Here is a 13,326-nt window from a genome sequence, read left to right as displayed (position 1 = left end):
GTGGCTGCGGTTGCCACACGCTGCCGGTGCCGGCCGGCGGCGATGGCCGGGGACGGGACGCAGCGCGTAAGTCGCGCCGCTGCCGTTACAGTTGGTCCTGATGAGCCCACCAGCCCCGCCTGCGCTGACCGTGCGGTACGAGGGAGCCGAACGCACCTTCGCGCCAGGCAACGACGTAGTGATCGGGCGTGACCTTCGCGCGGACGTCCGCGTCGCCCACCCCCTGATCTCCCGCACCCACCTCATCGTGAGGTACGACCAGGGCCGATGGATCGCCGTCGACAACGGCAGCCTCAACGGCCTTTACGTAAACAACCGCCGCGTCCCGGTCATCGACATCCAGGACGGGCAGCGCGTCAACGTCGGCAATCCGGACGGCCCGGCGCTGACCTTCGAGGTCGGCCGTCACCAGGGTTCGGCGGGGCGGCCGCCCCTGACGACGTCGATACCGATCGTCGGCACGTCCAGCGCGCCACTGGTGGGGGCGCCGCACGGCCCGCCCACCGGCACCCACCACCCCGCCCAGCCGCAGCAGCCGGCGTCGGCCTCGTTCCGTCACCCGGCCCATCCGCCCACCGCAACACAGCCCAGCCAGCCGCCCAGCGGGCCCACCCCGAGCCAGCCGTCGGGCCCGCAGCCCCGCTATCCGACCAGCGGCCCCCTCGCCGCGCCGCCCAGCGCAGCCCAGCCCGCACCGCAGATCTACCGGGCGCCGTCGACGCACGCGGCCCCGCCCACCACCGCGCAGCCGGCGGCATCCCAGACGGGCCGGATCGGCGGTGACTCGTCGAACATCGCGACCTCGATGATGAAGATCCTGCGGCCGGGCAAGGCCGGGCTGGAGTCGACACCGGGCGCGATCACGATCGGCCGCGCCAACGACAACGACATCGTCATCCCCGAGGTCCTCGCGTCACGCCACCACGCCACCCTGATCCCGGCGCCCGGTGGCACCGAGATCCACGACAACCGCAGCATCAACGGCACGTTCGTCAACGGCGCCCGGGTCGATTCGGCCGTGCTGCGCGACGGCGACGTCGTCACGATCGGCAACATCGACCTCGTCTTCCACGGCGGCACCCTGGCCCGCCGCGACCAGACCGCCACCGAGACGCGCACCGGCGGCCTCGACGTGCGCGGGGTGACCTGGACGATCGAGAACACCAAGACGCTGCTGGACAACATCTCGCTGACCGCGCTGCCCGGGACGTTGACGGCGATCATCGGGCCGTCCGGCGCCGGCAAATCGACATTCGCGCGGCTGGTCGCCGGGTACACGCACCCCACCACGGGCACCGTGGCGTTCGAGGGCCACAACGTCCACGCCGAGTACGCCTCGCTGCGCAGCCGAATCGGGATGGTGCCGCAGGACGACGTGGTGCACGGGCAGCTGACCGTTCAGCAGGCATTGATGTACGCCGCCGAGCTGCGCCTGCCGCCGGACACGACCAAGGACGACCGCGCCCAGGTGGTGGCCCGGGTGCTCGAGGAACTCGAGATGACCCAGCACCTGCACACGCGGGTCGACAAGCTGTCCGGCGGCCAGCGCAAGCGCGCCTCGGTGGCGCTGGAGTTGCTCACCGGGCCGTCGCTGCTGATCCTCGACGAGCCGACATCCGGGCTGGACCCGGCGCTGGACCGGCAGGTGATGACCATGCTGCGGCAGCTGGCCGACGCCGGCCGGGTGGTGCTCGTCGTCACCCACTCGCTGACCTACCTGGACGTCTGCGACCAGGTGCTCCTGCTCGCCCCCGGCGGCAAGACGGCGTTCAGCGGGCCGCCCAGCCAAATCGGTCCCGCCATGGGCACCACCAACTGGGCCGACATCTTCAGCACCGTCGCCAACGACCCCGACGGGTCCCGGGCGCGCTACCTGGCCCGCACGGGCCCGGCCCCGGCGCCGCCGCCGGCGGAGAAACCCGCCGAACTGGGCGACCCCTCACACACCAGCCTGTTCCGGCAGTTCTCCACGATCGCCCGGCGCCAGATGCGGCTGATCATCTCGGACCGCGGTTACTTCGTCTTCCTGGCGTTGCTGCCGTTCATCATGGGTTCGCTGTCGATGTCGGTGCCCGGCGACGTCGGCTTCGGCATCCCGAACCCGATGGGTGCGGCACCCAACGAGCCGGGCCAGATCCTGGTGCTGCTGAACGTCGGCGCGGTGTTCATGGGCACCGCGCTCACCATCCGCGACCTCATCGGCGAACGCGCGATCTTCTTGCGCGAGCAGGCGGTTGGCCTGTCCACGTCGGCGTACCTGTTGGCGAAGGTGTGCGTCTACACGGTGTTCGCGATCGTCCAGTCGGCGATCGTGAGCATCATCGCGGTGCTCGGCAAGGGCGCGCCGACCCAGGGCGCGGTGGCGCTGGGCAAGCCCGCCCTGGAGTTGTTCGTCGACGTCGCGCTGACGTGCGTCGCCTCCGCCATGCTCGGGCTGGCGCTGTCGGCGGTCGCCAAGTCCAACGAGCAGATCATGCCCCTGCTGGTGGTGGCCGTCATGTCGCAGCTGGTGTTCTCCGGCGGGATGATCCCGGTGACCGGCCGGGTGGGCCTGGATCAGATGGCCTGGGCCACGCCCGCCCGATGGGGATTCGCGGCGTCGGCGTCCACCGCCGACCTGACCAAGCTGGTGCCGGGCCCCCTGACCCCGAAGGATTCGCACTGGCAGCACACGCCGGCCGCATGGTGGTTCGACGTCGGCATGCTGGCGCTCATCAGCGCCGTCTATCTGGGTTTCGTGCGCTGGAAGATTCGCCTCAAGGGCGGGTGATCGCGCGCGGCCGCGTCCGTCAGGCGCCCTTGCGGACCACTTGGTCGGCCGCGGCGCGCATGCGATCGGACAATTGCAAAAGATTGTGCTCGCCTACGCCCAGGGGAAGGGTGTACGCCAGCTGCCTCAACTCGACGGCGTAGTTGCGCAAATCTTCGCGGAGGCGCGTCTCAACAGTGGGCATGATTTCTCCCTCGGGCTGGGGCAGAGTGCCTGGTCCGCGTCGACCAACCAATCCGAGAATTTTCGCAGCCTTTCGCCGAATCCGCCAGAGCGTCGGCGGGTCTTAACAGCGGATTTACAGTCGGAACCCCGGCCGTTCGCGACCGACGCACCGGAGAATGCCACGCGTGATCTCGCGGCGGCGTTACGCTGACGCTGCCCGATGTAAGGCCTCGAGGCTGCGAGAAAGGCACAGGCGCCGGAATGGATTTCGAACTCGACGCCGGGCAGCGCGCCTGGCTGGCCGAGGTCCGCGAATTTCTGCACGGCAACGTCACCCCGGCCCTGCGGGCGGAGCTCGCCGCGCACGACTTGGAGTTTCCCGACGGCGAAGTGGCGCGGTTTCGACGCAAGATCGGCGCCAAGGGCTGGTTCGGGCTGAACTGGCCGCGCGAGTACGGGGGCCTGGGCCTCGGTGCCATTCACCTGCACCTGTTGATGAGCGAATTCGAATACTGGGGCGTGCCCGGCCCCGACCTGACCGTCACGTCGGTGGCGCCGATGATCATGCGGCACGGCACCGAACGAAACAAAAACGAATGGCTGCCCCTGATCGCCCGCGGCGAAATGATCTGTGCCGTCGGCTATTCCGAGCCCGAGGCCGGCACCGATCTGGCGAACCTGCGGACCAGCGCGACCCGCGACGCCGAGGAATGGGTGATCAACGGCACCAAGATCTGGAACAGCGGGGCGCAGCGGGCGACGCATGAATGGCTCTGCGTCCGTACCGATCCGAGCGGTGCCCGCCACCGCGGCATCTCGGTCATCATCGTCCCGATCGACAGCCCCGGCGTCGAAATCCGCCCGCTCTACGCGTGGTCGGGCTACCGCACCAACGAGGTGGGATTCCGCGACGTGCGGGTGCCGGTCACCAATCTCGTCGGCGAAGTCAACCGCGGCTGGACCTACATCACCGGCGCGCTCGACCTCGAACGCGGCGCGCTGACCAACGCCGGAGACCTGCGCCGCGCCGTCGAGGAACTGCACGAGCTTTCGCGGCGTCCGCGGCGCGACGGGACGGTGCCCGCCGAGGACCCGTCGCTTCGCCGTCGGCTGGCGCAGGCCGAAGCCGACGTCGCGGTGGCCACCCTGATGGGCTACGAGGCGGCCTCGATCCTCGACAACGGCGTCATTCCGACCGTCGAAGTCAGCGTCGAAAAGGTGTTCACCAGCGAGCTGCGGCAGCGCATCGCCGCTCTGGCGCTCGATCTCCTCGGCCCGGATGGCTTGTTGGCGCACCGCAGCGAGCAGGCCCCGCTGGCCGGCAAATTCGAGCGGCTCTACCGGGCCGCCCCGCTGATGCGCTTCGGCGGGGGTACCAACGAGGTGCTTCGCGACATCATCGCCCAGCGCGGGCACGGGATGCCCTCTTATGGACGCTGACTCGGAGCCTCGCACCCACCGATGAAGACGATCCCGTCCGCCGAACAGCGCGAGTTCGCCTCGGCGTTGCGTGCCCTGCTGGCCGCCGAGAGCCCGGTCAGCCTGGTGCGCGCCCTCGACCAACCGGGCGCGGACCGCCGCACACCGGCGCTGTGGAAGGCGCTGGCCGACGCGGGTGTGTTCGGCCTGGCCATCGCCGAGGAGTACGGCGGCGCCGGCGGCTCCCTCGATGACCTGGCCGTGTTCTTCACCGAAGCCGGTCGCGCCCTGTGCCCGACGACGGTGCACAGCAGCGTGCACGCCGCCCTCGCGCTCGACCAGCTCGGCTCCCCGGGCGCCAAGGCCGTCTGGCTGCCACCGCTCGCGGCCGGGAGCGTCCGCGCCACCACCGCGCTCTGGAACGCCCGCGACGCCGCGGTCGTCTGTCCGCCGCTGCGCGCCGATCCTGCCTCGCAACGGTGGCGGCTCAACGGGATTGCGGATTACGTCGCCGACGCCGACGTCGCCGATCTCATCGTGGTGTCGGCCGCCTCTTCGCGGGACGTAGCCGAACGCACACTGGTCTTCATCGTCGATGTGCACGCCGGTGGCGTGACCGTCGAGCCGCTCGACATGGCGGGCGGGCACCGGGCGTTCACCGTGCGTTTCGACGATGTGGTCGTGGCCGGTGACGCCGTGCTCGGCGGCGTCACGGCGCCGGGATTGCGCCGGCTGGCCAACACCGCGGTGGCGCTGGGATCACTCGACTTGGTGGGGGTGGGGCAGGCGGTGCTGGACCGCACCGTCGACTACACCAAGCTGCGTCACCAGTTCGGCCGGCCCATCGCATCGTTTCAGGCGGCCCAGCATCTGATCGCCAACATGCACATCGCGCTGGCGGCCGCGCGATTGGCGGCGCACGCGGCGGTGTTCTGGCTGGGGCGCGGCCGCACCGCGAGCAGGGAGACGGCCATCGCCCGCATGCACGCGGCCACCGCGGCCCGGCTGATCACGCTGGACGCCCACCAGCTGCACGGCGGGATGGGCTACGTCACCGAGACGGACCTGCACTTGTGGACCGAACGGGCCCGGCTCGGTTCGACGCTCGGTGGCGGCGCCGACGTCGCGGCGTCGTGGCTTCAGGAAACCATGCACGAAGGGAGCGCCGATGAGTGAGGACAGCTTGATCGACGCCGAGTCCGCGTCGCGGGTGGGCACGGTCGCCGCGTCGGCGACCGGTGAGGTGAACCGGCGCGACTGGCAACGGTGGGCGGCCGCGGTGGGCGAGGACAACCCGTTGTATTTCGACCCGGAGTACGCCCGCGCCAACGGCTTTCGCGACATCATCTGCCCGCCGCTGTTCCTGCAGTACGCGGTCCTCGGGGTGGCGCGGCTCGAGTCGCTGCGCCCCGACGGATCCTCCGGCGCGGTCTCCGGTGGCCTCGCGTTTCCCCGCGCGCCCAAGCGGATGGCCGGCGGGGAGAGCTTCACCTTTCACCTGCCGGCCTACCACCGCGACAAGATCGAAATGGTCCGCACCGTCGAGTCGATCGTCGAAAAGCAGGGCCGCTCCGGCAGATTCGTCCTCGTCACCTGGCACACGGTGTACCGCAACCAGGACCGCGACCTGCTGGCGGAAGCGTCGACGTCGATGATCGCCCGCCCATGAGCGACCAGCAGGTCTTCTTCGAAGACATCGCCGTCGGCGATCACATCCCCACGCTGACGGTGACCGTCGACGAGACCCAGATGTTCTTCTTCAGCGCCGCCACCTACAACGGCCACCGCATCCACTACGACAAGGAATGGGCCCGCGACACCGAGGGTTACGACAACGTGCTGGTGCACGGTCCGCTGCAGGCGGCGCTGCTGGCCCGCGCCCTCGGGGACTGGATCGGCGGGCGGGGCCGGCTGGTGACGTTCGCCGTGCAGAACCGGGCGATCGCCTATCCCGGTGAGGCGCTCAGTTTCGGCGGCGCAGTCACCGGTAAACGCTTGGGAGACGACGTTTTCAGGGGGGCCGGGTTGGTGGATCTGGACATCGCCGGGCGTCGCGAGGACACGGTGCTGATGCCCGGCACCGCCACGGTCGCGCTGCCGCGGCGGGGGAGCCGGGCATGACCGGGCTGCGAGGGGAGGCCGCGATCGTCGGCATCGCCGAGTTGCCTGCCGAGCGGCGCCCCGCCCGGCCGGCGCTGTTCACCCTGGACCAATACGCGCTGTTGGCGAAGGTGGTGATCGAGGACGCCGGCATCGACCCGGGTTGCGTGAACGGCCTGCTGACCCACGGTGTCGCCGAGTCGGCCATGTTCGCCCCGGCCACCCTGTGCGAATACCTGGGACTGGCACTGGATTTCGGTGAGCGGGTCGACCTAGGCGGGGCCTCCTCGGCCGGCATGGTGTGGCGTGCCGCGGCCGCCGTCGAACTCGGTGTCTGCGAGGCGGCGCTGGCCGTGGTACCGGGCTCCGCGTCGGTGCCGCAGTCCGGGCGGCGACCCCCGGCCGACCCGAATTGGTACGGGGCATCCTCCAACAACTACGGCTCGCCGCAGGCCGAATTCGAGATCCCCTACGGCAACGTGGGCCAAAACGCGCCCTACGCTCAGATCGCCCAGCGGTACGCGGCCGAATACGGTTACGACCCCGCCGCCGTCGCCAAGATCGCCGTCGACCAACGCACCAACGCGTGCGCCCACCCCGGCGCCGTTTTTCACGGCACCCCCATCACGGTGAACGACGTGCTGAACAGCCCGATGATCGCCGACCCCATCCACATGCTGGAAACGGTGATGCGCGTGCACGGGGGAGCGGCGGTGTTGATCGCCAACCCCGACATCGCGCGCCGCGCCCGCCACCGCCCGGTGTGGATCAAGGGTTTCGGCGAACACATCGCCTTCAAGACCCCCACCTACGCGGAGGACTTGCTGTCCACACCCATTGCGCGCGCCGCGGAGCGGGCCTTCGCGATGGCCGGGCTGTCCCGGTCCGATGTCGACGTCGCCTCGATCTACGATTGCTACACCATCACGGTGCTGATGAGCCTGGAGGACGCCGGGTTCTGCGCGAAAGGCAAAGGCATGTCGTGGATTAACGAACGCGACCTGACCTATCGCGGAGAGTTCCCGCTCAACACCGCGGGCGGGCAACTGTCCTTCGGTCAGGCCGGCATGGCCGGCGGCATGCACCACGTGGTCGACGGCGCGCGGCAGATCATGGGGCGCGCGGGCGACGCGCAGGTGCCCGACTGCGACACCGCCTTCGTGACCGGTAACGGCGGCATCATGAGCGAGCAGGTCGCGCTGCTCATGCAGGGGGACTAGCCGATGAACCCAGCGGCCCTTCCCGTTCCCGAGCCGACGCCCGTCTCCCGGCCGTTTTGGGACGGCCTGGCGCAGCACCGGATTCTGGTGCAGTACTCGCAGTCGCTTCAGCGCTACGTGTTCTACCCGCGCACCCTGGCTCCGGGGACGCTGGCCGACGACCTGGAGTGGCGTGAGATCGACGGCGCCGCAACGCTGTACACCTTCACCATCGCCCGTCGGCCCACCGGCCCGCCGTGGGCCGACGCGGTGCCGCAGCTGCCCGCGGTGGTGCAGTGGGATGCCGGACCGAAATTCAGCACCGAGCTGGTCGACGTCGATCCCGACGGCATCCGGATCGGGATGCGGCTCGAGCCGGTGTTCTGCGACCTCGCAGACGGGATCACGTTGCTGAAGTACCGGCCGTCCGACCTCGGCGGCGGCCTCGGAGGCCGCACCCGATGACGGCAAAGAGGAAGTGAGACAGTGCCGGAGACGGTTCAGCAGCTCCTGCGGCAGCGCAGGCACGAGGACACCCCCGCGATCGCCCACGACGAAAGGACGTGGACCTGGCGCGAGCACCTCGCCGAAGCCGAGGCCGAGGCGGCGGCACTGATCGGGCGTGCCGATCCCAGCCGGCCGCTGCATGTCGGTGCCGCACTGGGCAATTCACCGGCGATGCTGCGCGCGATGGCAGCGGCCGCGCTCGGCGGCTACGTGCTGTGCGGCCTGAACACGACCCGCCGCGGACCCGCGCTGCTCGCCGACATCCGGCGCTCCGACTGCCAGATCGTGCTCGTCGACCACGATCACCTGCCCCTGCTGGACGGCCTGGATCTCACGGGAATTCAGGTTCTCGACGTGGGCGGGACGAGTTACGCCGATGCGGTGGCCGCGGCGCCACCGCTGACCCCCCATCGCGAGGTCGCCGCCGCCGACACGTTCATGATGATCTTCACCTCGGGGACAAGCGGTGACCCCAAGGTGGTCCGATTCGCACACGGGATGGCCGTCATGTGCGGCGCCAGCCTGATCTTCCAGTACGACGTCACCGCCGCCGATGTCTGCTACCTGGCGATGCCGCTGTTTCACTCCAACGGCGTCGCCGCAGGGTGGGCGGTGGCCATCGGCAGCGGGGCCACCATGGTCCCCGCCAAATTTTCGCCGTCCCGCTTCCTCGACGACGTGCGCCGCTACCGCGTGACCTACCTGAACTACGTCGGCAAGCCCCTGGCGTTGATCCTGTCCACCCCCGAACGTCCCGACGACGCCGAGAACACGTTGCGCGTGGCATTCGGCAACGAGGCGACCGATCGCGACATCGCCGAATTCGCACGGCGTTTCGGGTGCCGCGTGGTGGACAGCTTCGGCTCCAGCGAATTCGCGGTGATCGTGGTCCGCGAGGACGGCACCCCGCCCGGCTCCATCGGCAAGCCGTACCCCGGCGTGAGCATCTACAACGCGGCGACGCTGACCGAATGTGACGTCGCCCGGTTCGACGCGCACGGCGCGCTGACCAACTTCGACGAGGCCGTCGGCGAACTCGTCAACACCCAGGGCGCGGGGCCCTTCGCCGGCTACTACAACGATCCGAGGGCCACGGCCGAGCGCATGCGGCACGGGATGTACTGGTCGGGCGATCTGGCCTACCGCGATGCCGACGGGTGGATCTACCTGGCCGGGCGGACCTCCGATTGGATGCGGGTGGACGGGGAGAACTTGGCGGCCGCCCCGATCGAACGGATCCTGGCGCGGCTGCCCGCTATCAGCCAGGTCGCCGTCTACGCGGTTCCCGACGACCAAGTCGGTGACCAGGTGATGGCCGCCCTGGTGCTGCGTGCCGGGGCGGATCTGACCCCGGACGACTTCGGGAAGTTTCTCGCGGCCCAGCCCGATCTGTCACCCAAGGCGTGGCCGCGCTACGTGCGCATCAACGACCAGCTGCCGGCGACCGCGACCAACAAGATCCTCAAACGCGCGCTCATCGCCGTGGGCGTCAGCGCCCAGGACGGCGTGTTGTGGACGCGCCCCGCGCGCGCCACCACGTATGCGCCGGCGGTCGAAAACACCGGTGGCCGTTCGGCATCCGCCACCGCGGGCGCCTGAATCAACCGCCCGACACAGGGTCGGCCCCACCGGCCTCGCTAGGTACCGGGGCTTCCCCGAACCGCGCCAGCACCAGTGTGGCCGCCACGGCGACGGCGAATCCCGCGATCACCAGCCAGCCGAGCCCGTCGCGTGCGGTGTCACCCAACCACGCCACCCCGACGAACGCCGGTGCGAGGGTTTCTCCGACGACCATGCCCGCGACCGCCGTGGTCACAGAGCCGCGGTGTAGAGCGGACGTGAGCAACAGAAATCCCGCGGCGCCACCCGCGGCCGCCGCGTACAGGGCGGGGTTCGTGTAGAACGCGCGCGTGGTCGGATCGATCACGTCGATCAGCCGCACGCCGACCTCGACGACGCCGAAGCCCGTCCCGGCGCCCAGCCCTAATGCGAGCGCACGCGCGCGGTCCGGCAGACGCCCGGCGGCGGCGCCGGCGATGAATATCGCGGCCACCACCCCCAGGAGCGCCCAGCCGAGCCCGGCCGGGGCATGTCGAAAGTGCCCGGGCCCGGCCGCCAGTGCGAGGACGACGAGGCTGGCGCAGACCACGCCGACGGCACTCCATTCGGCCGGCGACAGCCGGGCCGACAAGACCCATGCGGCCACGACGCCGGTGACTGCGATCGAGGCGGCCAACGCGGCGGCGACGACGTAAATCGGAACGAGCCGCAGCGCGGCCACCTGCAGGAGAAATCCGACGACGTCGAGGCCGACACCGGCCAGGTAGCGCCACTGCCGGACGGCCCGCAACAGCAAGACGGTGTCGACGCCCGAGCCGCTGCCCGCTTCCACCGACCGCGTCCCCGCCGCTTGCAGCACGGTCGCGGTGCCGTAACAGACCGAGCAGCCCAACGCGAGAAGGAAGCCCATCAACACACCCACCGACATTAGCCGCGCGGGGCGCCGACCCCGTCCAAACACTGAATGGTGAACGTGTATGCGACATGTGTGGGCACATTTTGCATATGTGTAACCATGTGTGCCAACCAATTTCAAATCTGCGGTTTAAGTCGGTGTACACCTGTGTACTCCATTGGCATGGCCGAACGCGGCGCCCGGCCCCACGTCCCCCGCGGGCGTCGGCTGTTCCTGCGGGCGGTGCGGCGGCTGTTCAGCCCGCTGGAACCCGATGACTATCTCGAGATGATCAATCCGCTGTGGACCACCAAAGAGCTGCGCGGAAAGGTCGAACGGGTCGAGCCGCAGGGCTCGGAAGCGGCGAGTGTGCTGATCCGGCCCGGGTACGAATGGCCAGGCCACAAGCCCGGTCAGTATGTTCGGCTCGGCGTGGTCGTCGACGGCGTCTACTACTGGCGTGCGTATTCGCTGACGTCGGATCCGGCGCCCGAGGACGGGCTGATCAGCGTGACGCCCAGGCGGGTCGACGGCGGTGTCGTGTCGCCGTATCTGGTGCACACGATCCGGCCCGGGGATCTGGTCCGGCTGGGCGAGGTTGAAGGCGTGTTCACCTTGCCGGAGCCGTTGCCGGCCAAGCTGCTGTTCATCAGCGCAGGCAGTGGCATTACCCCGATCATCAGCATGTTGCGCAGCATCGATCACGGCGGTGACGTCGGCGATGTCGTGGTCATTCACTCCGCCCGCACCCGCGAGCAGGTCATGTTTTTGTCGGTCCTCGAAGAGTTCGACCGCCGCCACCCCGGCATGCGGCTGGATCTGCGCCTGACCTCCGAGCGGGGCCGGCTCAAGCCGGATGACCTGGACGAAGCCTGTCCGGATTGGCGCGAACGCGAGGCGTTCTGCTCGGGTCCCGGCGACATGCTCGACGCGCTGATCGAGCACTGGGAACGCAACGGCGACCGCGACCGGCTGCACTTCGAGCGGTTTCAGCCCAAGATCGGTGGCGACGCCAACGCCGGCGAGGGCGGCACGGTGTCCTTCCTCGACAGTGAGAAGACCGCCGAATGCGATGGCGGCACATCGATTTTGGAGACCGGGGAAAAGGCGGGCCTCAACCTGGCCTACGGCTGCCGGATCGGAATCTGCCATACCTGCGTCGGGACGCTGAAGTCGGGCAAGCTGCGTGACCTGCGCTCGGGTGACGTGATCGAGCCCACCGGACAAGACGTCCGGATCTGCATCAACACCGCCGAAGGTGATGTCGAGCTCGAGCTGTGACGGAAAGGAGCGGGTTGTGACAGCCGCTGCGAAAACCACCGGGGGCGAGCTGCTCGCCCGTCTGGGGGAGCAAGAACGCGAAAAGCTCGCGAAGGAATTGGACGCGATTCATGACGAGGTGTTCGCCGATCTCGGTGAACACGACCGGCATTACATCAAGACGGTGATCTCGGTGCAGCGACAGATTGTGGTCGCCGCCCGGGTGCTGTTGCTCGGCTCGCGCTCGAAGACCGCATGGGTCCTGGGAACGGCCTGTCTGGGAATGGCCAAGATCCTGGAGAACATGGAGATCGGCCACAACGTCATGCACGGGCAATGGGATTGGATGAACGATCCCGATATCCATTCCTCGGTGTGGGACTGGGACACCGCGTCGACCGCCGAGGCCTGGAAACACTCCCACAACTACGTTCACCACACCTTCACCAACATCTTGGGCAAGGACAAGGATCTCGGCTACGAGCTCCTGCGGATCGATCCGAATCAACAATGGCACCCGCGGTTCCTGTTTCAGCCGCTCTACAACGTCTTGCTCATGTTGCTGTTCGAGTGGGGCGTGGCCATTCACGACATGGACATCGACGCCATTCGGCGCCGCGAGAAGCCGTGGTCGGAGGTGCGCAAGGACCTGAGGGGCATCGGGGGCAAGGCCCGAGCGCAGATCTTCAAGGACTATCTCGGGTGGCCGCTGATTAGCGCCGGCGCCTTCGCGCTCGTCCAGCTGGTCTTGCGCGGCAGGCTCGATCAGCCCGCGGAGTCGCGCCTGGGCAGGGCGCTCCGTAAGGCCGGGGCGGGCCGCCTGGGCTCGACGGCGGGGTTCCTCGACAAGATCCTGCCGGGCGTGGAAAGCACCTATCTACGAACCATGGGTGCCGACGCGGCCGCCAACCTCATCCGCAATGTGTGGTCGAACGCGATCATCTTCTGCGGTCATTTCCCCGACCAGACCTACACGTTCAGCCAGGAAGACGTTGAAGACGAGACGCGCGGCGGGTGGTATCTGCGCCAGTTGGTTGGCGCCGCGAACATCGAGGGCAGCCCGCTGTTCCACATCATCAGCGGCAACCTGGGTTATCAGGTGGAGCACCATCTCTACCCCGACATGCCGAGCAGCCGATACTCGGAGATCGCGCCCAAGGTCAAAGACATTTGCGAGCGCTACGAGCTGCCGTACAACTCCGGGCGGTTCTCGAAGCAGTGGCTGATGGTGCAGCGCACCATCTTTCGGCTGGCATTCCCCGGCGGAAAGCCTCGGCGGAAACCCGGCCCGTACCGAAGCCAGGGAGGCCAACCCGCACCGCAGCGTCCCAGCGAGGGCGCCCGGTTCCGCGACCGTGTCCCGGCCGAACACCCGGCGGCGGGTCCCGAACACCAATCAACGGCGTGGCGGTGCAACCGCCACCGCGCGGCAACGACTGACGGCATCCCCG

The 13,326-nt window shown here is 69.0% G+C and carries 11 protein-coding genes and 1 pseudogene; 10 read left to right on the top strand and 2 right to left on the bottom strand.

Annotated elements, in window-relative coordinates:
- The first annotated feature begins 100 nt into the window (after nucleotides 1-100).
- Complete coding sequence (locus tag AC0KS4_RS11835; RefSeq protein ID WP_238955919.1) at nucleotides 101-2,770, top strand: FHA domain-containing protein; 2,670 nt, start codon at nucleotides 101-103, stop codon at nucleotides 2,768-2,770.
- Nucleotides 2,771-2,789: 19 nt separating this feature from the next.
- On the opposite strand, the gene AC0KS4_RS11830 is transcribed toward AC0KS4_RS11835, so the two are convergent.
- Entirely contained in the window at nucleotides 2,790-2,954 is a 165-nt protein-coding gene (locus AC0KS4_RS11830) for a hypothetical protein (protein ID WP_008257199.1), read from the bottom strand.
- A 242-nt stretch (nucleotides 2,955-3,196) separates the two neighbouring features.
- Here AC0KS4_RS11830 and AC0KS4_RS11825 point away from each other — a divergent pair, with 242 nt between their 5' ends.
- The 7 genes from AC0KS4_RS11825 to fadD1 are packed head-to-tail and all read left to right on the top strand — an operon-like array spanning nucleotide 3,197 to nucleotide 9,759.
- Nucleotides 3,197-4,375, top strand: coding sequence for an acyl-CoA dehydrogenase family protein (locus AC0KS4_RS11825; RefSeq protein ID WP_238955918.1), 1,179 nt, complete (start codon nucleotides 3,197-3,199; stop codon nucleotides 4,373-4,375).
- Between the two features lie 21 nt (nucleotides 4,376-4,396).
- Nucleotides 4,397-5,530 carry an acyl-CoA dehydrogenase family protein gene (locus AC0KS4_RS11820; RefSeq protein WP_238955917.1) on the top strand — a complete coding sequence of 378 codons (1,134 nt, stop codon included), beginning with the start codon at nucleotides 4,397-4,399 and terminating at the stop codon, nucleotides 5,528-5,530.
- Nucleotides 5,523-6,023: a MaoC family dehydratase gene (locus tag AC0KS4_RS11815; protein WP_238955916.1), complete on the top strand. Its 501-nt coding sequence runs from the start codon at nucleotides 5,523-5,525 to the stop codon at nucleotides 6,021-6,023. The genes AC0KS4_RS11820 and AC0KS4_RS11815 overlap by 8 nt, the downstream gene beginning before the upstream one ends.
- On the top strand, nucleotides 6,020-6,475 hold the full coding sequence (locus AC0KS4_RS11810; protein WP_238955915.1) for a MaoC/PaaZ C-terminal domain-containing protein: 456 nt from the start codon (nucleotides 6,020-6,022) through the stop codon (nucleotides 6,473-6,475). Before AC0KS4_RS11815 ends, AC0KS4_RS11810 begins: the two co-directional genes overlap by 4 nt.
- A complete protein-coding gene (locus AC0KS4_RS11805) occupies nucleotides 6,472-7,674 on the top strand; it encodes a thiolase family protein (protein ID WP_238955914.1) in 1,203 nt (400 codons plus the stop codon). Before AC0KS4_RS11810 ends, AC0KS4_RS11805 begins: the two co-directional genes overlap by 4 nt.
- A 3-nt stretch (nucleotides 7,675-7,677) precedes the next feature.
- Complete coding sequence (locus AC0KS4_RS11800; protein WP_238955913.1) at nucleotides 7,678-8,118, top strand: Zn-ribbon domain-containing OB-fold protein; 441 nt, start codon at nucleotides 7,678-7,680, stop codon at nucleotides 8,116-8,118.
- A 21-nt stretch (nucleotides 8,119-8,139) separates the two neighbouring features.
- Nucleotides 8,140-9,759, top strand: coding sequence for a fatty-acid--CoA ligase FadD1 (fadD1, locus tag AC0KS4_RS11795; protein WP_238955912.1), 1,620 nt, complete (start codon nucleotides 8,140-8,142; stop codon nucleotides 9,757-9,759).
- A gap of 1 nt (nucleotide 9,760) precedes the next feature.
- Here the strand turns inward: fadD1 and AC0KS4_RS11790 are convergent, their stop codons facing one another.
- Complete coding sequence (locus tag AC0KS4_RS11790) at nucleotides 9,761-10,648, bottom strand: DMT family transporter (protein ID WP_308193055.1); 888 nt, start codon at nucleotides 10,646-10,648, stop codon at nucleotides 9,761-9,763.
- Nucleotides 10,649-10,798: 150 nt separating this feature from the next.
- Here AC0KS4_RS11790 and AC0KS4_RS11785 point away from each other — a divergent pair, with 150 nt between their 5' ends.
- The gene (locus tag AC0KS4_RS11785; protein WP_238955910.1) at nucleotides 10,799-11,896 is read left to right on the top strand and encodes a ferredoxin reductase; all 1,098 of its coding nucleotides are present in this window, start codon (nucleotides 10,799-10,801) and stop codon (nucleotides 11,894-11,896) included.
- Nucleotides 11,877-13,315 (top strand): annotated as a pseudogene (locus tag AC0KS4_RS11780) (fatty acid desaturase family protein). The gene AC0KS4_RS11785 and the pseudogene AC0KS4_RS11780 overlap by 20 nt, the downstream one beginning before the upstream one ends.
- Nucleotides 13,316-13,326: the final 11 nt, after the last annotated feature.

This window comes from Mycobacterium sp. NTMscope_MAC_12, from assembly GCF_976985675.1.
This window is presented reverse-complemented; position numbering and strand designations above follow the sequence as displayed.

Excerpts from the sequence above, each read along its gene's own strand:
- AC0KS4_RS11835 (WP_238955919.1), top strand. The coding sequence starts at position 101 with ATGAGCCCACCAGCCCCGCCTGCGCTGACCGTGCGGTACGAGGGAGCC.
- AC0KS4_RS11830 (WP_008257199.1), bottom strand. The coding sequence starts at position 2,954 with ATGCCCACTGTTGAGACGCGCCTCCGCGAAGATTTGCGCAACTACGCC.
- AC0KS4_RS11825 (WP_238955918.1), top strand. The coding sequence starts at position 3,197 with ATGGATTTCGAACTCGACGCCGGGCAGCGCGCCTGGCTGGCCGAGGTC.
- AC0KS4_RS11820 (WP_238955917.1), top strand. The coding sequence starts at position 4,397 with ATGAAGACGATCCCGTCCGCCGAACAGCGCGAGTTCGCCTCGGCGTTG.
- AC0KS4_RS11815 (WP_238955916.1), top strand. The coding sequence starts at position 5,523 with ATGAGTGAGGACAGCTTGATCGACGCCGAGTCCGCGTCGCGGGTGGGC.
- AC0KS4_RS11810 (WP_238955915.1), top strand. The coding sequence starts at position 6,020 with ATGAGCGACCAGCAGGTCTTCTTCGAAGACATCGCCGTCGGCGATCAC.
- AC0KS4_RS11805 (WP_238955914.1), top strand. The coding sequence starts at position 6,472 with ATGACCGGGCTGCGAGGGGAGGCCGCGATCGTCGGCATCGCCGAGTTG.
- AC0KS4_RS11800 (WP_238955913.1), top strand. The coding sequence starts at position 7,678 with ATGAACCCAGCGGCCCTTCCCGTTCCCGAGCCGACGCCCGTCTCCCGG.
- AC0KS4_RS11790 (WP_308193055.1), bottom strand. The coding sequence starts at position 10,648 with ATGTCGGTGGGTGTGTTGATGGGCTTCCTTCTCGCGTTGGGCTGCTCG.
- AC0KS4_RS11785 (WP_238955910.1), top strand. The coding sequence starts at position 10,799 with ATGGCCGAACGCGGCGCCCGGCCCCACGTCCCCCGCGGGCGTCGGCTG.